The organism is Pseudomonas haemolytica, from assembly GCF_009659625.1.
In the GTDB taxonomy this organism is placed as follows: domain Bacteria; phylum Pseudomonadota; class Gammaproteobacteria; order Pseudomonadales; family Pseudomonadaceae; genus Aquipseudomonas; species Aquipseudomonas haemolytica.
On the sequence record NZ_VOIW01000008.1, the window covers coordinates 75,806 to 94,646 of the forward strand.

Genomic DNA, 18,841 nt, shown 5'->3' on the forward strand with positions numbered 1-18,841 from the left:
CTGAACACTATTTAAGGGTGACTATAAGCGAGTCTACAAGGCGATGATGTCCAAATGTGGGAGCGGGCTTGCTCGCTCCCACATCTGACTCTGTTCCCAATGGGATTATGCAGTTCGCCGTTATACTCGCCGCTCTGCTTTGGAGCCAGTATGAATTCGTTGCCGATCGATGATGTTTTACCCGCCCTGCGTGACGCCTTGGCCCATCGCCATGAAGCTGTGCTGGAAGCGCCGCCCGGCGCCGGTAAAACCACCCGTGTGCCCTTGGCCTTATTGAATGAAGCCTGGCTCGCCGGGCAAACCATCCTGATGCTTGAACCCCGGCGCCTGGCTGCGCGTGCTGCCGCAGAGCGACTGGCCAGCGAGCTGGGTGAAAAGGTCGGTGAGACCGTTGGCTACCGCATCCGCCTCGACAGCAAAGTCGGCCCCAACACGCGTATCGAAGTGGTCACCGAAGGCATCCTCACCCGTCGCCTGCAAGACGACCCCGCGCTGGAGGGCGTGGGCCTGTTGATCTTCGACGAATTCCACGAGCGCAGCCTCGATGCCGACCTGGCGCTGGCCCTGAGCCTCAACGGCCGCGAGCTGTTTCGCGACGAGCAGCCGCTGAAAATCCTGCTAATGTCCGCCACCCTCGAAGGCGAGCGCCTCGCCAGCCTGCTGGATGACGCGCCGATTCTGCGCAGCGAAGGGCGCATGTTTCCGGTGCAGATGCGCTGGGGGCGGCCGTACCAGGCCGGGGAATTTATCGAGCCGCGGGTGGTGCAGACTATTCTCGAAGCCGTGCATGACGAGACCGGCAGCGTGCTGGTGTTTTTGCCGGGGCAGGCGGAGATTCGCCGGGTCAACCAGCAACTGGCCGACGCCCTGGGGGATCGCCCCGATGTGTTGTTATGCCCGCTGCATGGCGAGCTGGACCTCAACGCCCAACGCGCCGCCATCGACCCGGCGCCGGCCGGCAAGCGCAAGGTGGTGCTGGCCACCAACATCGCCGAGACCAGCCTGACCATCAACGGCGTGCGCGTTGTCATCGATGCCGGGCTGGCGCGGGTGCCGCGTTTCGACCCGGGCAGCGGCATGACCCGCCTCGACACCCAGCGCATCTCCCGCGCCAGTGCTACCCAGCGTGCCGGTCGGGCAGGGCGGTTGGAGCCGGGGGTGTGTTATCGGTTGTGGTCCGAAGACCAGCATGACGGCCTGGCCGCGTATGGCAGTGCGGAAATCCTCGCCGCCGACCTGGCCGGCCTGGCCTTGCAGCTGGCACGTTGGGGTGTGAGGCCCAGCCAGTTGGTGTGGCTGGATGTGCCGCCCACTGCCGCATATGCCCAGGCCCAGGAGCTGCTGCAACGCCTCGGCGCCTTGAACGAAGAAACCCTCACCGCCCATGGCCAGAAAATGGCCGAGTTGCCGGCCCACCCGCGTATCGCCCATCTGCTGTTGCGCGGGCAGGACCTGGGGCTGGCTGCCATGGCCTGTGACGTGGCGGCGCTGTTGGGCGAACGCGATATCTTGCGCGGTGGTGGTGCGGATTTGCACAGCCGCCTGACGCTGATGTCCGGCGAAGAGCGTGCGCGCGGCGGCCAAGGTGGCGTGCAGCGCGCCAGGCAACTGGCTCGGCAATACCGCGGCTACTTGCGTGGCAAAGCGACCCAGCCGGTGGAGAATCCTGACCACCCGCGCTGGCTCGGCGCCTTGTTGGCGCTGGCGTACCCGGATCGCGTCGCCCAGCAACGTCGCCCCGGTGGCGCCGAATATCGCCTGGCCAACGGCCGTGCTGCGTTGTTCGCCGAGGCCGACAGCCTGATGAAGCAAGCCTGGCTGGTGATCGCTGACCTTGGCAGCCGCCAGGGCCAACGCGAAGAGCGCATCTACCTGGCGGCGGATTTTGATCCGGCGCTGTTCGACACGGTGCTTGCCGAGCAAGTGCGCAACGTCGACCAACTCGATTGGGATGAACGCGAAGGCGTATTGCGTGCCGAACGCCAGCGCAAGGTCGGTGAGCTGGTGCTCAGTCGTGAACCCTTGACCGGCGTCGACGAATCCGCCCGCAGCCAGGCGCTGGTCAACCTGGTGCGCCGCAAAGGCCTGGAGCTGCTGCCCTGGACCCCGGAACTGCGCCAATGGCAGGCCCGTGTGATGCTGCTGCGCCAACTGGATGCCGGCAAAACCAGCGAGTGGCCCGATATCAGCGACAAAGCCCTGCTCGCCAGCCTGGAACACTGGCTGATGCCGTACCTGGGCAAAGTCTCGCGCCTGAGCCATTTCGCCAACCTGGATATTTCCAGCTTCCTGCACAACCTGCTGCCCTGGCCACTGCCCCAGCGCCTGGATGAACTCGCGCCCCAGCATGTGAAAGTGCCGTCGGGCTCGTCTGTGCGCCTGGACTACAGCGAACAGCCGCCGATCCTTGCGGTGCGCTTGCAGGAGCTGTTCGGGCTGGCGGACACCCCACGCATTGCCGGCGGGCGCCTGGCGGTGAAGTTGCACCTGCTATCCCCGGCGCGGCGGCCGGTGCAGGTGACGCAAGACCTGGCGAACTTCTGGCGCAGTACCTATGCCGAGGTGAAGAAGGATCTCAAGGGGCGGTATCCGAAGCATTACTGGCCGGATGATCCGTTGGTGGCCGAAGCGACGGCCAGGATCAAGCCGCGTAAATAGCCACGATACCGTTCAAATGTGGGAGGGGGCTTGCTCCCGATAGCAGTGGGCCAGTCAACTTATCTGTAGCTGGCCGGCCGCTATCGGGAGCAAGCCCCCTCCCACATGGATTTTGTGGTGGTGGTTATTGCGCGGCAGGCAGCAGGAAGCGGGCGATCACCGGCAGATGGTTGGAGATGCGCAAGGTGTCTTCCTGCCTTACCTTGGCCTCCACCCGCTTGATTCCCGGGCTGTAGAACAGGTAGTCCAGGGTGCGATCCGGGCCATCAAGGCTAGGGTCGTTGGGAAAATGCGTCAGCCATTTCTCACGATCGATCCCACTGGATTCGCTGTTTCTCGGGATCATCGGGTACTTATCCCACAGCAGATGCAGCTCACTGTCCGGCGAATACTGCCCGCGCTTGCCCGCGTCCAGGCGCAGGAATTGCCCCAGTGGCAGCAAGTTGAAATCCCCGCCGATCAACCAGGGCGTGCCACGGCCTTCGAACTTATCCAACAGCTTCACCGTGGCCTGCACCTGTTGTTGCGCCGCCGAACGCCCAGGCACGCCGCCGTCCAGGCGGGTATTGAGCACCGCCAGTTGGCCGCCATCGCTCAAGGGCAGGTATGTCAGTAGCAACGCCGGCTTGGGTTGGAATTGCCGGCTGATGAAGTTGGCTTCGGGGGCCGGCAGTTGCAGGCGTTCGGCGTGTTCGATCTGGTAGCGGCTGAGGGTGGCGAGCTTGCGGCCGACGCTGCCGAAGATATGCAGGTTGGGGATAAAGTCGGCTTTCCAGTCGAACGCCTGGGTGCTGCACGGGTAGAGGTCGACCAGGCGTTCCTGCAACAGGGCAAGCTGGTCCTGGTAGTGGGACGGCTTGGCGCCTTCGTCGAGCTCCTGCAACAGCAGGATGTCGGGTTGTTCGTCGCGGATCACCCGGGCCACTTCATCCAGGCTGGCGGCCATGTCTTCCACTGTGGGACGGTCGTCCGGGCCGCTGCCGTCGGTGGTGTCGTACCAGAATACGTAGTTCTTGCCGGCCAGGTATTGCACGTTCCAGGTCATCACCTTGAGCGCCTGCCCCGGCAACAAGGTCGGGGCGCGAGGTGCCACGCAGCTGACGGGCAAGGTCTCTTTGTCGGCAGGGCGCCAGGTCAGGCTGTAGATCAGCGCCGCCAGCAGGCCGGCGATGATCAACAGGCTCAACAGGGTGATGCGCAATAAACGGGTCATCGGCTCGGCTTATTTGCGTGTCAGAAGAGGCACGGAGCATATCACCGCACGTCGGCGTCGCCACCGATCAGCATGAATAAACGGAACAGCACCACGCTGGTGAACAGTTGCAGGAAGCTGTGGGCGCTGTCCATCAGCAGCCCCAGCAACGGCGCAGGCTCAGGATAGGCCGCCACGCTGGCGCCCTTGAGCAGCCACAGCGGCGTCATCACGCACAGCAGGCACACCAGGATTCGCCAGAAGTGCCCGCGGGTCAGGCGAAAACTTTCCTTCATCGCCTCCAAGGCCGGCATGCCGCGCAGCACCAGCAGGTATTCGGCAAACGCCAACACCACCATCAGCCACAAGCCCGGCAGGAAATACAGCGACAGGCCCAGCAATATCAGCAACGTGCTCATGGCCGTCAGCAGGGCAAAGCGGGGCCACAGGCTCAAGGCCATCGCCCACACATCCTTGATACGGGGCGACTCGCCGCGGGTGCGGGCGTCGAGAAACAGGATCAGGGCGCCGGTGTACAGCGGGTACACCAATAAACCCACGATCACGCTGTAGCCGGGGAACGCATCCGGGCCCAGCGTGTGGTCCAGTACCTGTTGCAGCAGGGCTTCGAGGATTACCAATGGCAGGCACAGCTGGACGATGGCGCCCAGGTTGTGCTGGGTAAAACGGAAGGAGTCGCGCAAAACGTCTAACGGATTCATCAGGTTCATCACAGGCCTGGGAGCAGAGGGCAACACTTTAACCGATCAGGGTCCAAGCGGCGCAAACGTAAACCTTGAGTAAAGACCATTGAAACACCTCGTAACATCCCCATAACTGGAAAGCCCCCGACCTGATCACAGGCGGGACCAGAATTTTTTATCGGCAATCTAACGAGGTCGCCATGAACAGCGAAGAGCAAACCCTGATCGATGGACTGTTTGCACGGTTGCAGCAAGCCGAAACGGACTCAGCCCCCCGCGACGCCCAGGCCGAAGCGCGGATCAAGGAGCACATGACTCGCCAACCGGCCGCTGGGTACTACATGACCCAGTCGATCCTGGTGCAAGAACACGCGATCAAGAGCCTCGACGCGCAGAACAAGCAGCAGGCGCAGCAGATCCAGCAATTGCAGGATGAGTTGCAACAGGCCCGCGCTCAAACAGCGCAATCGGCGCCGAGCAGCGGTGGCTTTCTGTCGAGCATCTTCGGCGGTGGTTCCCGTGACCCGCAACCGCAGCAGAGCGCTCCGGCGTCGTCTGGTGGCGGCTGGCGTGAACCGGCGCGGCCTTCGTTCGGCCAGCCTGCGCCGCAGCAGCAGAACTACGCGGCGCCACAACAGAACTACCAGCAACCACCCGCTGCGCCCATGGGTAGCGGCTTCCTCGGTGGCGCGCTGAAAACCGCCGCTGGCGTGGCCGGTGGTGTGATGCTGGCAGAAGGCATCAGCAGCCTGTTCAACCACAACTCGCAACAGCCGCAAGTCGTGGAAGAAATCATCCGCGAAGAGCCGGCGCCTGCCAGTGACAACGGCGACTGGGGCAACAATGACCAGACGTTTGCCGGCAATGACAACTGGGGCAGCGACAACTCCGACAGCTTCGCCGACAACGACGATTCCTCCTCCTTCGGCGACGACGACTCCTTCGTCTGACCCACACACAACCGGGGCGCTTCGTCGCCCCGGGCTGATTTTTCGCGGAAACCTCCCCATGGCTGGCATACTGGCGCCTTTGCGGACCTTCGCGTCCAGGGTCCAAGCGGCAGCCATGGGGAAGTGCGGTGAAGAAAATTGCAGTGTTCGCCGATGTACAAAACCTCTATTACACCGTGCGCCAAGCCTATGGCTGCCACTTCAACTACGCCGCCCTGTGGGCTGACATCAGCGCCCGCGGGCAGATCGTCGAGGCGTACGCGTATGCCATCGACCGCGGCGACAGCAAGCAGCAGCAATTCCAGCAGATCCTGCGCAACCTGGGCTTTACGGTAAAACTCAAGCCGTATATCCAGCGCAGCGACGGCTCGGCCAAGGGTGACTGGGACGTGGGCATCACCATCGACATCATGGACGCCGCCGACCACGTCGACGAAATCGTACTGGCTTCCGGTGACGGCGATTTCGACATGCTGCTCGACCGCATCATCCACAAGCATGGCGTCGAAGCCGTGGCGTACGGCGTACCGGGGCTGACGGCCAACTCATTGATCCGCGCCGCCAGCCGCTACGTGCCGATCGAAGGCGCGCTGCTGCTCAAATAAGCGCTGCGGCTCAATAAATTGTCAGACGGAGTAGGAACAGGTTTGGAACGTATAGCGGTCATCGACTTTGAAACCACCGGCATCACCCCGAGCAGCCACTGCCGGGCCACTGAAATCGCGGTGGTCATCCTCGAACGTGGCCAGATCGTGGACCGCTACCAGAGCCTGATGAATGCGGGCGTCAGAGTGCCGGGCTTTATCGAGCAACTCACCGGCATCAGCAACGCCATGCTGCGCAGCGCGCCACCGGCCGAGCGGGTGATGAACGAGGTCAATGAGTTCGTCGGCACCACACCGCTGATGGCGCACAACGCCGCGTTCGACCAGAAGTTCTGGGACTTTGAGCTCGGCCTGATCCGCCGCACCCGCCTGCAAAAGTTCGCCTGCTCCCTGCTACTGGCCCGGCGCCTGATGCCGACCGCGCCCAACCACAAGCTTGGCACCCTCAACACCTACGCCCAACTGCCCCATACCGGCCAGGCTCACCGGGCCATGGCCGATGCGGAAATGGCCGCCAACCTGACCGCGCACCTGGCCCAGGAACTGCGACGTACCCATGGCTTGCGTGAGCTGTCCCATGAACTGCTGTGCACCTTGCAGAAAGTGCCGGCGGCGAAGATCAATGAGCATTTGAAGAAGCACCGCGGGTTCTGAGCCGGAGTGCATTTTCAAGACCAATGAAACGCCAAATGTGGGAGGGGGCTTGCTCCCGATAGCGGTGTGTCAGATACAGCCTAGCTGACTGACACACTGCAATCGGGAGCAAGCCCCCTCCCACATTTAGTTAGGCGGCGCCTATCGAGGCTGCGCGCACTCCAACGCCTGATCCACCACGCCTTTCGCCATCTCCACCAAATGCATCACCGCCCGCTGCGGCGCCTTCATCACCTCTCCTGAGGCATGTGCCGTCTCCACCGCGCAATGCAACAAATCCGCCGCATGGGCCAGCGCATCTTCGAAGCTCAGGTTGTCATTGAGGATAAAGGTGGGCGCATCCGGGGCGGACGCCTTGAGGTAGTAGTCGATGGCGCGGCGGTGGAGCAGGGCGTCTTCGCTGGGGAAGTCTGCTTTGGAGCGAGGTGGATCGGGGGTAACTTTGACCATAATGTAGCTTCTCCGTCAGGTAAGAAGCTGCAACCGTTCGCTTGCACACGAATTAGGGTGGCAGCAGTACGCGGGTGTGCAAGACCGTGACGGTGTCCGGTAGATCCGAAGATCTCCCGCGTACAGCTGCCATAACGAATTAACGCCTGGAGTAAAAAACAGACGCTGGGAGCTAAGGCTGTTGCGTATTACCGTCGTCGGACTTGCACGTCCGGCCACCGAACATTCGATGACGAAGCGAGACTAGCTACCTGATCCGACGGAAACAAGGCCGTGAGATTCTCTCGGAAACGTCCCGCAAATGAAAGGGATCGGTCTTGCTGGCCACTGAAACTTTCAGTTTCTGACAGCGCTATAACCTGAAATCAGAAAGGTTTGTAGGGTGAATCCTGATGCTGTATCGGACCCTTCTGGTTTTCCTGCCGTCAACGGGCAAGATGCGTCAGGCATTTAATATCCGGTGCGTTATCGACAAAAAGGAAATTGCTCTGATGAGAGCCGAAATCAGCGGGAAGGTGATTCAGCTGTTCGTCGATATCATCGGTTTTATCGACCGAAGCGAAGTGACGGAGCTGACGGATTTCGTCCACGACTTCGAAATCATTGATGATGACCTGACCTGCTTCGTCATGCAGATCAAATGGCAGTTCAAGCTGCAAGCGACTCAGGACGATTGGGATCACATCACGACCATTAAGCAGATAGTCGATCTGATTGTTGAGCGCTCAACTATGCAGCGCGGCCGCTGACGCCATCGCAGGCAAGCCCACAGGTGACCGTGTGTACCCCAGGCAACGCGGTCACTGTGGGAGTCGGGCTTGCCCGCGATGGCGTCGGTGTGGGCGGTAGGGATGTCAGGGAATAAATGCCATCACGGCAGCGGGTGACCCCGAGCCACCCTCGAGCGCCAACACGCCGATGACCAGGGTTGCGCCGGTGGCCGGCAGGCGGTCGAGGTGGGTCAGGCACTCCAGCACAATCCCGTTTTCAGCCAGCACCGCGTGATTGATCGCAAAAGTGCTGCTTTGCCCAAAGTCCACGCCGTGGGTATCAATACCCACCCCGGCAACTTGGCGATGCTCCAGCAAAAAGCTGATGGCCGCCTCGCCAATGCCGGGAAAGTGGGAGCCTTGTGCGTCTTGCCCGAAAAATGCCGCCGGATCGTTCCAGAAGTGTTGCCAGCCGGTGTACACCAACACCACCGAACCCGATTCGATAAGGCCGTGCTGGTGTTCCCAGGCGTGAATGTCCTGCGGGCTGATTTCGTAATCCGGGTTGCCCAGGGTTTTACCGCGCACATCGATCACCACCGCAGGCCGCACCAGTGCTTCTGCCGGGTAACCATCAATCCCCATTCCATTGGCATAAAAGCTGTTCGGCGCATTCATATGGGTCGCGCTGTGTTCGCCCATACTGAAGCGACGCAGGAAATAGCCGTCTTGCTCTAACGACGCAACCTCTTCGAATTCCACGGGTGGATCGCCCGGCCACAGCGGGATACGCGGGTTGATCGGGTGGCTGAGACTGATGACCTGCTGAAATTGCAGCTGTTTAACCGCCATGTTTGCCATTCCCCTCCAACTGCCCCAACGGCACCCGCCGCTCTATGGCGCTGGACAAAATAATCGAGGTTTTGCTGAACCCGAACTTCGCCACCCGATTAATCAGGTCTTCCAGCTGCGGCATGGTGCCCACTGCCGCTTGCATGATCACGCAAGGGTCGCCCGTGACCCGGTGGCATTCGGTCAGTTCGGGAATTTGCGCCAGGGCATCGTAAACCTTCTGGCTGCCGTGATTGGTCAGCCGCAGTTCAATCACGCACTGGATCGGCAAACCGACTTTGGATAAATCCACCTTGGCCTGGTACCCGGTGATCACACCGCTGGCCTCCAGTTTGGCCACGCGTTCGGCCACGGCGGGCGCGGAGAGGTTTACCGTGCGGGCTAATTGCGCGTAGGACGCGCGGCCGTCTTCGAGCAGGGCGCTGAGGAGCATGCGGTCGTATTTGTCCATGGTAAGGCTCCGGTTGCGCGTGGCTTTCGAAAGCACGGGTTATAGCCTTCATAACCGTGTTTTGAAAAGTGTATGGGCGGTTTAAACAGGTTTTGTAACTTATGTTTATGCACCTGCCTTTCTAGAATAAGGCTCCCATCTCCTGCCATAGAGCCGCCCAATGCCTGGCCCACGTCGCTTTCCCTTACCGTTGATCGCCGCCTTTTTTGCGTTGTATGTGATCTGGGGTTCCACTTACCTGGTGATTCGCATCGGCGTGGAGTATTGGCCACCGCTGTTGCTGGCGGGGATTCGGTTTTGCACCGCGGGGGTGTTGATGTATGCCTTCCTCAGGTGGCGCGGGGTGCCGGCGCCGACGTGGCCGCAATGGAAGGCGGCCGGGATGATCGGCATTTTGTTGCTGACCGTGGGCAATGGCGGCGTCAGCGTGGCGGAGCATATGGGCGTGTCGTCCGGCGTGGCGGCGCTAGCCGTGGCGACCGTGCCGTTGTTCACCCTGTTGTGTGGCTTTTTCTGGGGCGCACGTAATACGCGGCTGGAATGGGCCGGGGTGATTCTGGGGATCATCGGCATTGCCATGCTCAATATGGGCAACACCTTGCAATCGAGCCCACTGGGTGCGGTTTTGCTATTGGTTGCGGCGGCCTCCTGGGCCTTCGGCTCGGTGTGGAGCCGGCATTTGCCGCTGCCCCAGGGCGCCATGGCCAGTGCCGCGGAAATGCTCGTGGCCGGTGTGGCGTTGTTGATCGTCAGCGCGCTGTCCGGCGAGCACCTGCAGGCCATGCCGCCGTTGGAAGGCTGGCTGGCCCTGGCTTACCTGACGGTGTTCGGCTCGATCATCGCCTTCAACGCCTATATGTACCTGCTCAAGCATGTACGCCCGGCCGCGGCGACCAGCTACGCCTATGTGAACCCGGCAGTGGCGGTGTTGCTGGGGATTGTGTTCGTCGGTGAGACCATTGGCCTGGAAGAAGCCTTGGCGATGCTGGTGATCATCAGCGCCGTGCTGTTGATCAGCCTGCCACAGTGGCGTAAGCCAAAACCGGAAATAAGGTAAACTGCGGCGCAATTGCGACTTGCGCTGAATTTTTCCTACGGTAAACACATGACTTTCGCCACCCTTGGCCTGATCGAACCCTTGCTGCGCGCCCTTGAGACGCTTGGCTACCAGACCCCGACGCCGGTGCAGGCGCAAGCCATTCCGGCGGTGCTGGCCGGTCGTGACCTGATGGCTGCGGCCCAGACCGGCACCGGCAAGACCGCTGGTTTCGCCCTGCCGCTGCTGCAACTGCTGACCCTGGAAGGGCCGAAAGTCGCCGCCAACTCGGCGCGTGCGCTGATCCTGTGCCCAACCCGCGAGCTGGCCGAGCAGGTTCACGCCAGTGTCGCCGAGTACGCCCAGCACCTGCCGCTGACCACTTACGCGGTGTATGGCGGTGTGAGCATCAACCCGCAGATGATGAAGCTGCGCAAGGGCGTCGACATATTGGTCGCCACCCCTGGCCGCCTGATCGACCTGTTCCGCCAGAACGCGCTGAAACTCAACCAGCTGCAAACCCTGGTGCTCGACGAAGCCGACCGCATGCTCGACCTGGGCTTCTCCGAAGAGCTTGCCAACATTTATCGCATGCTGCCGAAAAAGCGTCAGACCTTGCTGTTTTCTGCGACCTTCTCCGATGACATCCGCCTGCTCGCCGGGCAGATGCTCAACGATCCGCTGAGCATCGAAGTCAGCCCGCGCAACGTCGCCGCCAACACCGTCAAGCAGTGGGTAGTGCCGGTGGACAAGAAGCGCAAACCGGAGCTGTTTGTGCACCTGATGCGCAAAGGCCGCTGGAAGCAGGTGCTGGTGTTCGCCAAGACCCGCAACGGTGTGGATGCACTGGTGGATAAGTTGCAGGGCCTGGGCATCAACGCCGACGGCATCCATGGCGACAAACCCCAGGCGACGCGTCAACGCGCACTGGACCGCTTCAAGGCTAGCGACGTGCAGATTCTGGTCGCCACCGATGTGGCGGCCCGTGGCCTGGATATCGAAGACCTGCCGCTGGTAGTCAATTTCGACCTGCCGATCGTGGCTGAGGACTACATCCACCGTATCGGCCGTACCGGTCGCGCAGGCAACACCGGTGAGGCGATTTCGCTGGTGTGTGCCGACGAGGTGAACATGCTCTCGGCCATCGAGATGCTGACCCGCCAGACCTTGCCCCGCAAGATGGAGCCAGACTTCGAGCCGGAACACCGTGTGCCTGACACCGATGCCAGCGGGCAGGTCGTCAAGAAGCCGAAAAAACCGAAGAAGCCTAAAACCTCCGGTGGTGGCGGCAAGCGCAACCTGGGCAAGTGGGTGGACAGTGGTGAAGTAGCGCCGGCGGAGCCTTCGATCAAGCCGGTGCGCAAGGTGCCGGTGTTCAATACCGGGCCGCGTAAGAAGAAGTAAGGGTTTTAAGCCAATCTGATAAAGGGTTGATGAACAAAGTGGACGGGGCAATCCCGTTCACTGTGGATGGAATCTTCTTGTAAATTTTTTCGCGTGGAACAACTGAACTCAAACCGTTCGATCGCCACTCAGGTAGGCGTCAGGAAACTGACCGCTAACCAGCAGCCTTTGAGTGGAGGTAATTGATATGGAATTTGCAGCTTCTTTTGCGACGCTATCCTTCAAGCGGGGAGAGGAAACATTCTGCGAGTACCTGAGCCGCGCAGCGCAAACGCATAGAGACACTGCCGCCGCGTCAGAGAGGAGTCATGAGGCGCGTATCAGCGAGCTGGAGAAAGAGCTGACAGATATTAAAAAAACCCAACCAGAGGCTTATGCGCAGCAAATCAAGCGGTATAAAGAATTGGCTTCGTTGCATCGGCATCATGTCAGCGTGAAACCTCACGAAACCTTGCCCCTGGATCAGGTTATCAAAGGCGTTGAATACAAAAGCCAAGAGAAAGGACTAGCCCTTAGTCGTGGCTTCAAGGCCGAGCAGGAGAGCTTGAAAGACCAACCCGTAGCGCTTGAAACGGCGCACCGCACGTATATAGACGCCCTGTCGGTAGCCCTGCCAGAAGGTGACGAGTTCTTGCGAAGGGAACTGGAAGGGTTTGAGCAGAAGTACCCGCATACCCAGGCTACTTGAGTTTTAAGGCTGCCTGTAGCCTGCCGTTCAGGCTGGGCTACGGTAGCCGCGGGGCCTACCGTGGGTGTTTCAACCATTCCAGGACACCACGCCCAGCCGCCCGACCGCTGGCAAAACATCCTGTCAGTAAGTACCCGCCGGTCGGCGCTTCCCAATCGAGCATTTCCCCCGCACAAAACACACCGGGTACTTGCTTGAGCATCAGTCGTTCATCCAATGCTTCAAAGGGCACGCCGCCGGCGGTACTGATCGCCTCATCCAGTGGGCGGGTCTTCACCAGTGTCAGGGGCAGGGCCTTGATATCCACAGCCAACTTCACCGGGTCTTGGAAGTGTTCAGCCGGCGCCAGCTCGCGCAACAGCGCTGATTTGACCCCGTCCAACCCCAACTGACTGTGCAAATGCTTGCTCATCGACCGCGAGCCACGGGGCTTGGCCAATGCTGCCTGCACGTTGTCCAGCGGCTTGCTCGGCAGCAGGTCGATATGCACCGTGGCCGCCCCGTCACGGTTGATCGCTTCACGAATCGGCGCCGACAGTGCGTAGATCAAACTGCCTTCGATACCGGTGGCGGTGATCACGCATTCACCCAGCCGAGGCGGATCATCCGCCAGGCCAATGGCGACGTTTTTCAACGGCGCGCCAGCGAATTTGCTGACCATCAACTCGCTCCAGGCCGACACCTCGAAACCACAGTTGCTCGGCTGCAACCGCGCGTAGGGCACGCCCTTGTCTTCCAGCACTTTGAGCCAGGCTCCGTCGGAACCCAGGCGCGACCAACTGCCGCCGCCCAGGGCCAGCAGCACGGCATCGCTGTGGACAACTTTATCGCCGTCCGGGCTGTGGATAAGTAAGCCGCCCTCGGCATTCCAGCCCAGCCAACGATGACGCGTGTGGATAACCACGCCTTGATCACGCAGGCGTTTAAGCCAGGCGCGCAGCAGGGGAGCGGCTTTCATATCCGTCGGAAACACCCGCCCTGAGGTGCCGATAAACGTTTGAATGCCCAAGCCATGAATCCACTTGCAAAGCGCCTGGGCCCCAAACGAGCGTAACAACGGCGCCATGTGCGGTGCACGTTCGGCGTAGCGTGACAGAAACGCAGGGTAGGCTTCGGAATGGGTGATATTCATGCCGCCGACACCGGCGAGCAGGAACTTGCGGCCCACCGAGGGCATGCCGTCGTACAGGTCCACACCCACGCCTGCCTGGCTCAAGACTTCGGCGGCCATCAGCCCGGCGGGGCCGCCGCCGATAATGGTGACGTGTTGAGAAGGGGTCTGAGGCATGGCAGGCTACGGTCGCTTGAATAGGCCGAGCATTCTACCCGACGAAGGCGCGGCTGCCTGATCAAAAAACGTACACTTTCCTACAGGCCATACGGTTGCTAGCGTGTAGGCGCTTACGCTCAAGTTATCCACAGGCCGTTCCACAGGCATTGTGGGTAACGCCCACCGTTCAATGACAACCTGATGACGTCCATACCCGTTGTGCGCTGTGGTGCAGGATGCCGTGGCGGCGGGCAAGCGCCGGGCGGTCTTTGCTGTAGCCGCCGCCGATCACGCCCATCACCGCAATGTCGCGGCCCAGGCAGTGGCGCATCACGCTTTCATCGCGGGCGGCGACGCCTTCATCGGTCAGCTTGAGGTAACCGAGGGCGTCATCTTTGTGCACATCCACGCCGGCGTCGTACAGCACCAGGTCGGGCTGGTAGAGCGGCAACAGGTAGTTGAGCGCGTCGTCCACCACCTTGAGGTAATCGGCATCGCCCATGCCCATGGGCAGCGGGATGTCCCAGTCGCTCTGGGCCTTGCGTGCGGGGAAGTTCTTTTCACAGTGCAGCGACACGGTGATGGCGTCCGGCGTGTCGTGGAGGATGCGTGCGGTGCCGTCGCCCTGGTGCACGTCGCAGTCGAAGATCAGCACGCGATTGACTCGGCCGCTGGCCAGCAGGTAGTGGCTGATCACCGCCAAGTCATTAAAGATGCAAAAGCCCGCCGGGTAATCGTAGTGGGCGTGGTGGGTACCGCCGGCCAGATGGCAGGCCAGGCCATGTTCGAGGGCTTGCTCGGCCGCCAGTATCGACCCGCCTACTGCTCGCACGGTGCGGCGGGCCAGGGCTTCGCTCCAGGGCAGGCCGAGGCGGCGTTGGTCTTCGCGGGACAATTGGCCGCTCATGTAGCGTTCGATATACCCAGGTTCATGGGCCAGGGCCAGAATGTCTGCGGGGCACAGCTGCGGGCGCAGCAACTGGCTGTCCTCGGTCAGGCCACTGTCCACCAGGTGATCTCGCAGCAAGCGAAACTTGTCCATGGGGAACCGGTGGTCCGCCGGGAACTCAGGGCTGTAGTCTTCGTGGTAGATCAATGGCAAGGGCATGGGATTTTCTGACGGGAACCTGCGAAGGATCTTAACAGCGCTGTACACTCACGCACATGGCAAGGCAGGGGGGACCCATGGAGCCGATACTGGAATTGGAAAGTGCACGGCTGGTGCTGCGCCAATGGCGCGACAGCGACCTCACGGAGTTTGCGCGCATGTGCGCCGACTCGCAGGTGATGCGTTATTTCCCGGCTAAGTTGAGCCACTTGGAAAGCGCCGCGCTGATCGGCCGGATTCGCGGGCATTTCGCGGAATACGGCTTTGGTTTTTGGGCCTTGCAGCGCAAGGATACCGGCGAATTTATCGGCCTGACCGGGTTGCAGAACGTCAGCTTCGAAGCTGGCTTTACCCCGGCGGTTGAAATCGGCTGGCGCCTGGCCCGCGAGCATTGGGGCCTGGGCTATGCCAGCGAGGCGGCCTGGACCGCGCTGCGCTGTGGCTTTGATCGCTTGCAACTGGATGAAATTCTCGCCTTCACCACCGAGACCAATCTGCCCTCACAAAAAGTCATGCAGGCCATCGGCATGCATTACGATCCGCAGGCAGATTTTGAACACCCCAAGGTCGCAGCCGATGACCCGCTGCGCCATCATGTTTTGTACCGCATCACCCGCGCCCAATGGTTGGACACGCTGCACGGATAAGCAGCCCGGAATGCCCTATTGATTGTAGGAGTTGCTCTATGAGCCAAGTATTGGAAGATCTGGTGGACTTGCTGACCCTGGAGCCGATCGAGGAGAACCTCTTTCGTGGCCGCAGCCAGGACCTGGGCTTTCGCCAGTTGTTTGGTGGCCAGGTACTCGGCCAGTCGCTGTCGGCGGCCAGCCAGACCGTAGAAGAGGCGCGGCATGTGCATTCCCTGCACGGTTATTTCCTGCGCCCTGGCGACGCCGCCTTGCCGGTGGTGTATTCGGTAGACCGCGTGCGCGACGGTGGCAGCTTCAGCACTCGGCGGGTGACGGCGATCCAGAAGGGCCATCCGATCTTCACGTGCACCACCTCGTTCCAGTACGACGAACAAGGCTTCGATCACCAGACCACCATGCCGGTGGTGGTCGGCCCGGAAAACCTGCCGTCGGAGCTGGAGCTGACCAAGCAACGTGCGCACCTGATCCCCGAGCACATGCGCGACAAGCTGCTGTGCCCCAAGCCTATCGAGGTGCGCCCGGTCACCGAGAAAGACCCGTTCAACCCGCAGCCGTCCGATCCGGTCAAGTACGTGTGGTTTCGTGCCGACGGCGCCTTGGCGGACTCGCCAGCGCTGCATAAGTACCTGCTGGCCTACGCCTCGGACTTCGGCCTGCTGACGACTTCGTTGCTGCCCCATGGCAAGACCGTGTGGCAGAAAGACATGCAGGTCGCCAGCCTTGACCACGCGCTGTGGTTCCACGCTGACCTGCGCGCCGATGACTGGTTGCTGTATGCCATGGACAGCCCATGGGCCGGCAACACCCGGGGTTTCTCCCGGGGCAGCGTGTACAACCGCGCCGGGCAACTGGTGGCGTCGGTGACCCAGGAAGGTTTGATTCGCCATCGCAAGGACTGGGCATGAGTCTGTCGGACGTTAAGCATTGGGTGTTCGACATGGACGGCACCCTCACGGTGGCGGTGCATGATTTTGGCGCCATTCGCGTGGCATTGGACATTCCGCCTGAGGACGACATCCTCACGCACCTGGCAGCCTTGCCGGCGCCGGTTGCTGCGGCCAAGCATGCCTGGTTGCTGGAGCATGAGCGCGAGTTGGCACTGGGTTCGGTCGCGGCTGAAGGCGCGGTAGAACTGGTGCGTGAGCTGGCCGGGCGTGGTTATCGCCTGGGCATTCTGACCCGCAATGCGCGCGAGCTGGCGCACGTGACGTTAGAGGCGATTGGCCTGGCGGACTGCTTTGCCATCGAGGATGTACTGGGGCGTGATGATGCGCCGCATAAGCCTGACCCGGGTGGGTTGTTGAAACTGGCGGCGGCGTGGGGTGTGGCGCCGAGCGAGATGGTGATGGTCGGGGATTATCGTTTTGACCTGGACTGTGGCCGGGCGGCGGGGGCCAGGACAGTGTTGGTCAACCTGCCGGAAAATCCATGGCCGGAGTTGGCGGATTGGCATGCCAAGGATTGCTCGGTACTGCGTCAAATGATCTAGCCAAGGCAATGGACTCAAATGTGGGAGGGGACTTGCTCCCTCCCACATTTTGATCGGGTTCCTTCAGGTGCTACTGGGCAAACAGCACCTTTTCTCCCTCTGGCGAAGTAAACATCTTATCCCCGTCATGCCCCACCCCCGGCACTTCCACCAGCTTGTGACTCAACTGCGGATGGCGCAGCTTGAGGTAGTCAAAGTAGTGATGCCCACGGATCAGCCGGTACGCACCCTGCGCCTCGGCCTCGCAGCCTTTATCCAATGCCGGGTGGTTGGGGTCGGTGTCTTGCTGGCCCAACAGGTAAGTGATGTCGCGTGAAACGTAGGCGTGTTCCAGTTGCTGGGCGCCTCGGTCACCCACGTAATCCGGCAGGTTTTGCATGCCGTATTTCCAGTCATTGAAACCTGGGCAACTGGCCGTATCGAACGGCACCGGCCGCTGCGGGCTGAAGTAGGCGTAGGAGGAGGGGTTGGCGACCACATACCGCAGGCGGATGCCTTCGGTTTGCAGCAACGGGTGGTCGTGGCCGGTGAGGGCAAAGCGCTGCACCACTTGACCGCCGCCGGAATGGCCGGCGACCACGATTTCTTTCAGCGCCGGGAACAGCGTGCGGTTGCCCAGGTGCTTGATGATCTGGTCGAGGGCGCCGTAGGAGCTGATCTGGCCTGGGCCGGTGGAGGGTTCACCGGCCATCCAGTCGTTGCCCTTCCAACGCAGCACCTGATTGCCCAAGTGATTGCCCTTCACATCCGCCTGATTGAGAAACTGCGGCGCGATCACCAGCGTGTTGGCAGCAACCCGGGCGTGTTCGGCGGCGTCTTCGCCACTGTGCAGGTAGGTCTGCGCATTGCGCAGGCGCCCGTGCACGATGATAAGCGCGCGGGTGACCTTGGGTAACGGCTGACGCCAGTCCTGGCTCAAGCCGAGGCTGAGGTCGCCGGCCTCCAGGTGAAAGCGATCGGGGCTGACCACCTTGACGCCGTGCGTTTTCTCGTCGGCCCAAGTGGTGGTGCAACAGCTGGCTACCAACCCCAGCACTAACCCCAATCGTCTATTCATTCAGAGACTCTTCGCGGTAAAGGTGTCGCATTGAGAGATCTGGCCCTGGGCGAAGCCGGTCTTGAACCAGCGCACCCGTTGGGCCGAGGTACCGTGGGTAAACGAGTCTGGCACTACGCGCCCTTGGCCCTGCTGCTGCAAGCGGTCATCGCCAATGGCGTTGGCCGCGTTCAGTGCCGCCTCGATGTCGCCGGGTTCCAGCCAGTTCAGGCGTTTCTGTGCGCGGTTGGCCCACACTCCAGCAAAGCAGTCGGCTTGCAGTTCCTGGCGTACCAGCAGGCCGCCATCGCCTTGCATCTGCCGACCCTGCTGACGCGCAGCCTGGATCTTGGACGAGATGCCCAGCAGCGTTTGCACGTGGTGCCCGACTTCGTGGGCGATCACATAGGCCTGGGCGAATTCGCCGGATGCCTGGAAGCGTTGGGACATTTCCCGGAAGAAATCCAGGTCCAGGTACACCTGCTGGTCGGCCGGGCAGTAGAACGGGCCGCTGGCCGAGGTGGCGCCACCACAGGCGGAGTTCACCCGGCCACGGAACAGGATCAGCTTCGGGTTCTTGTAGGCCAGGCCGTTTTCCTGGAAAACCTGGCCCCAGGTGTCTTCGGTGTCGCCCAGCACGGCGCGCACGAAGTCGGCCTGCTGGTCATTGGCCGGAGGCGCCTGGCGCGGCTGGGTGCTGACCGACGGTGCCTGTTCCATTTGGCCGCTCAACTGGCCAAGGATCTGCATCGGGTCCTGGCCGGTCAACCAGCCAATGCCCACGATCAGCACGATCGCCGTCAGGCTCAGGCCCTTGCCGCCTCCAAAGCGCATGCCGCCACCGCCGCCGCCACTGTCATCGCGGGCGTCCACCACGTTGTCGCTGCGTCGGCCTTTTTTCCATAGCATGGGAACAATCCTCTGTGTGCTAACC

The 18,841-nt window shown here is 61.6% G+C and carries 20 protein-coding genes; 11 read left to right on the forward strand and 9 right to left on the reverse strand.

What is annotated here, in order from left to right; translation table 11 throughout:
- Positions 1–150 precede the first annotated feature (150 nt).
- Positions 151–2,658 (forward strand): ATP-dependent helicase HrpB, encoded by a 2,508-nt coding sequence (hrpB, locus tag FRT59_RS24175; RefSeq protein WP_153872582.1) that lies wholly within the window; start codon positions 151–153, stop codon positions 2,656–2,658.
- Positions 2,659–2,782: 124 nt separating this feature from the next.
- Here hrpB and FRT59_RS24180 read toward each other — a convergent pair whose 3' ends face one another.
- Both FRT59_RS24180 and FRT59_RS24185 read right to left on the reverse strand, forming a co-directional pair.
- Positions 2,783–3,871, reverse strand: a complete 1,089-nt coding sequence (locus FRT59_RS24180; protein WP_153839446.1) for an endonuclease/exonuclease/phosphatase family protein — start codon at positions 3,869–3,871, stop codon at positions 2,783–2,785.
- Between the two features lie 41 nt (positions 3,872–3,912).
- Complete coding sequence (locus FRT59_RS24185) at positions 3,913–4,572, reverse strand: YciC family protein (RefSeq protein ID WP_034117927.1); 660 nt, start codon at positions 4,570–4,572, stop codon at positions 3,913–3,915.
- 182 nt (positions 4,573–4,754) lie between these two features.
- Between FRT59_RS24185 and FRT59_RS24190 the strand changes: the two genes are divergently transcribed.
- The 3 genes from FRT59_RS24190 to FRT59_RS24200 all read left to right on the forward strand — a co-directional run bounded on the left by FRT59_RS24190 (position 4,755) and on the right by FRT59_RS24200 (position 6,763).
- Positions 4,755–5,504 (forward strand): DUF2076 domain-containing protein, encoded by a 750-nt coding sequence (locus tag FRT59_RS24190; protein ID WP_034117764.1) that lies wholly within the window; start codon positions 4,755–4,757, stop codon positions 5,502–5,504.
- 128 nt (positions 5,505–5,632) lie between these two features.
- The gene (locus tag FRT59_RS24195; protein ID WP_034117765.1) at positions 5,633–6,109 is read left to right on the forward strand and encodes a LabA-like NYN domain-containing protein; all 477 of its coding nucleotides are present in this window, start codon (positions 5,633–5,635) and stop codon (positions 6,107–6,109) included.
- A gap of 42 nt (positions 6,110–6,151) precedes the next feature.
- Positions 6,152–6,763: a 3'-5' exonuclease gene (locus tag FRT59_RS24200; RefSeq protein WP_034117766.1), complete on the forward strand. Its 612-nt coding sequence runs from the start codon at positions 6,152–6,154 to the stop codon at positions 6,761–6,763.
- A 141-nt stretch (positions 6,764–6,904) separates the two neighbouring features.
- Here FRT59_RS24200 and FRT59_RS24205 read toward each other — a convergent pair whose 3' ends face one another.
- On the reverse strand, positions 6,905–7,213 hold the full coding sequence (locus FRT59_RS24205; RefSeq protein WP_153872583.1) for a DUF6124 family protein: 309 nt from the start codon (positions 7,211–7,213) through the stop codon (positions 6,905–6,907).
- Positions 7,214–7,704: 491 nt separating this feature from the next.
- Here FRT59_RS24205 and FRT59_RS24210 point away from each other — a divergent pair, with 491 nt between their 5' ends.
- Positions 7,705–7,962 carry an acyl carrier protein gene (locus tag FRT59_RS24210; RefSeq protein ID WP_153872644.1) on the forward strand — a complete coding sequence of 86 codons (258 nt, stop codon included), beginning with the start codon at positions 7,705–7,707 and terminating at the stop codon, positions 7,960–7,962.
- A 105-nt stretch (positions 7,963–8,067) separates the two neighbouring features.
- On the opposite strand, the gene FRT59_RS24215 is transcribed toward FRT59_RS24210, so the two are convergent.
- Positions 8,068–8,775 (reverse strand): cyclase family protein, encoded by a 708-nt coding sequence (locus FRT59_RS24215; RefSeq protein ID WP_080752920.1) that lies wholly within the window; start codon positions 8,773–8,775, stop codon positions 8,068–8,070.
- Complete coding sequence (locus tag FRT59_RS24220) at positions 8,765–9,226, reverse strand: Lrp/AsnC family transcriptional regulator (protein WP_034117768.1); 462 nt, start codon at positions 9,224–9,226, stop codon at positions 8,765–8,767. Before FRT59_RS24220 ends, FRT59_RS24215 begins: the two co-directional genes overlap by 11 nt.
- Positions 9,227–9,386: 160 nt before the next feature.
- Here FRT59_RS24220 and yedA point away from each other — a divergent pair, with 160 nt between their 5' ends.
- The 3 genes from yedA (at position 9,387) to FRT59_RS24235 (ending at position 12,354) form a co-directional block, all read left to right on the forward strand.
- Positions 9,387–10,283, forward strand: a complete 897-nt coding sequence (gene yedA, locus FRT59_RS24225; protein ID WP_034117769.1) for a drug/metabolite exporter YedA — start codon at positions 9,387–9,389, stop codon at positions 10,281–10,283.
- A 48-nt stretch (positions 10,284–10,331) separates the two neighbouring features.
- The gene (rhlE1, locus tag FRT59_RS24230; RefSeq protein WP_153872584.1) at positions 10,332–11,666 is read left to right on the forward strand and encodes an RNA helicase RhlE1; all 1,335 of its coding nucleotides are present in this window, start codon (positions 10,332–10,334) and stop codon (positions 11,664–11,666) included.
- A gap of 187 nt (positions 11,667–11,853) precedes the next feature.
- Positions 11,854–12,354: a hypothetical protein gene (locus FRT59_RS24235; RefSeq protein ID WP_034117771.1), complete on the forward strand. Its 501-nt coding sequence runs from the start codon at positions 11,854–11,856 to the stop codon at positions 12,352–12,354.
- A 55-nt stretch (positions 12,355–12,409) separates the two neighbouring features.
- Here FRT59_RS24235 and FRT59_RS24240 read toward each other — a convergent pair whose 3' ends face one another.
- A complete protein-coding gene (locus FRT59_RS24240) occupies positions 12,410–13,642 on the reverse strand; it encodes a TIGR03862 family flavoprotein (RefSeq protein ID WP_153872585.1) in 1,233 nt (410 codons plus the stop codon).
- A gap of 169 nt (positions 13,643–13,811) precedes the next feature.
- The gene (locus FRT59_RS24245; protein WP_153839439.1) at positions 13,812–14,732 is read right to left on the reverse strand and encodes a histone deacetylase family protein; all 921 of its coding nucleotides are present in this window, start codon (positions 14,730–14,732) and stop codon (positions 13,812–13,814) included.
- 77 nt (positions 14,733–14,809) lie between these two features.
- Here FRT59_RS24245 and FRT59_RS24250 point away from each other — a divergent pair, with 77 nt between their 5' ends.
- Genes FRT59_RS24250 through FRT59_RS24260 form a run of 3 tightly spaced genes read left to right on the forward strand, consistent with a single transcriptional unit; the run spans position 14,810 to position 16,871 of the window.
- Positions 14,810–15,379 carry a GNAT family N-acetyltransferase gene (locus FRT59_RS24250; RefSeq protein ID WP_153839438.1) on the forward strand — a complete coding sequence of 190 codons (570 nt, stop codon included), beginning with the start codon at positions 14,810–14,812 and terminating at the stop codon, positions 15,377–15,379.
- A 38-nt stretch (positions 15,380–15,417) separates the two neighbouring features.
- The gene (gene tesB / locus FRT59_RS24255; RefSeq protein ID WP_153872586.1) at positions 15,418–16,287 is read left to right on the forward strand and encodes an acyl-CoA thioesterase II; all 870 of its coding nucleotides are present in this window, start codon (positions 15,418–15,420) and stop codon (positions 16,285–16,287) included.
- The gene (locus tag FRT59_RS24260) at positions 16,284–16,871 is read left to right on the forward strand and encodes an HAD family hydrolase (protein WP_153872587.1); all 588 of its coding nucleotides are present in this window, start codon (positions 16,284–16,286) and stop codon (positions 16,869–16,871) included. Before tesB ends, FRT59_RS24260 begins: the two co-directional genes overlap by 4 nt.
- Positions 16,872–16,941: 70 nt before the next feature.
- On the opposite strand, the gene FRT59_RS24265 is transcribed toward FRT59_RS24260, so the two are convergent.
- Together FRT59_RS24265 and ypfJ are read right to left on the reverse strand one after the other, a co-directional pair.
- Positions 16,942–17,928, reverse strand: coding sequence for an alpha/beta hydrolase (locus FRT59_RS24265; RefSeq protein ID WP_153839435.1), 987 nt, complete (start codon positions 17,926–17,928; stop codon positions 16,942–16,944).
- Positions 17,929–18,816 carry a KPN_02809 family neutral zinc metallopeptidase gene (ypfJ, locus tag FRT59_RS24270; RefSeq protein WP_034117778.1) on the reverse strand — a complete coding sequence of 296 codons (888 nt, stop codon included), beginning with the start codon at positions 18,814–18,816 and terminating at the stop codon, positions 17,929–17,931.
- Positions 18,817–18,841: the final 25 nt, after the last annotated feature.

Coding starts and splice junctions, on each gene's coding strand:
- hrpB (WP_153872582.1), top strand. CDS start 151: ATGAATTCGTTGCCGATCGATGATGTTTTACCCGCCCTGCGTGACGCC.
- FRT59_RS24180 (WP_153839446.1), bottom strand. CDS start 3,871: ATGACCCGTTTATTGCGCATCACCCTGTTGAGCCTGTTGATCATCGCC.
- FRT59_RS24185 (WP_034117927.1), bottom strand. CDS start 4,572: ATGAATCCGTTAGACGTTTTGCGCGACTCCTTCCGTTTTACCCAGCAC.
- FRT59_RS24190 (WP_034117764.1), top strand. CDS start 4,755: ATGAACAGCGAAGAGCAAACCCTGATCGATGGACTGTTTGCACGGTTG.
- FRT59_RS24205 (WP_153872583.1), bottom strand. CDS start 7,213: ATGGTCAAAGTTACCCCCGATCCACCTCGCTCCAAAGCAGACTTCCCC.
- FRT59_RS24210 (WP_153872644.1), top strand. CDS start 7,705: ATGAGAGCCGAAATCAGCGGGAAGGTGATTCAGCTGTTCGTCGATATC.
- FRT59_RS24215 (WP_080752920.1), bottom strand. CDS start 8,775: ATGGCGGTTAAACAGCTGCAATTTCAGCAGGTCATCAGTCTCAGCCAC.
- FRT59_RS24220 (WP_034117768.1), bottom strand. CDS start 9,226: ATGGACAAATACGACCGCATGCTCCTCAGCGCCCTGCTCGAAGACGGC.
- yedA (WP_034117769.1), top strand. CDS start 9,387: ATGCCTGGCCCACGTCGCTTTCCCTTACCGTTGATCGCCGCCTTTTTT.
- rhlE1 (WP_153872584.1), top strand. CDS start 10,332: ATGACTTTCGCCACCCTTGGCCTGATCGAACCCTTGCTGCGCGCCCTT.
- FRT59_RS24235 (WP_034117771.1), top strand. CDS start 11,854: ATGGAATTTGCAGCTTCTTTTGCGACGCTATCCTTCAAGCGGGGAGAG.
- FRT59_RS24240 (WP_153872585.1), bottom strand. CDS start 13,642: ATGCCTCAGACCCCTTCTCAACACGTCACCATTATCGGCGGCGGCCCC.
- FRT59_RS24245 (WP_153839439.1), bottom strand. CDS start 14,732: ATGCCCTTGCCATTGATCTACCACGAAGACTACAGCCCTGAGTTCCCG.
- FRT59_RS24250 (WP_153839438.1), top strand. CDS start 14,810: ATGGAGCCGATACTGGAATTGGAAAGTGCACGGCTGGTGCTGCGCCAA.
- tesB (WP_153872586.1), top strand. CDS start 15,418: ATGAGCCAAGTATTGGAAGATCTGGTGGACTTGCTGACCCTGGAGCCG.
- FRT59_RS24260 (WP_153872587.1), top strand. CDS start 16,284: ATGAGTCTGTCGGACGTTAAGCATTGGGTGTTCGACATGGACGGCACC.
- FRT59_RS24265 (WP_153839435.1), bottom strand. CDS start 17,928: ATGAATAGACGATTGGGGTTAGTGCTGGGGTTGGTAGCCAGCTGTTGC.
- ypfJ (WP_034117778.1), bottom strand. CDS start 18,816: ATGCTATGGAAAAAAGGCCGACGCAGCGACAACGTGGTGGACGCCCGC.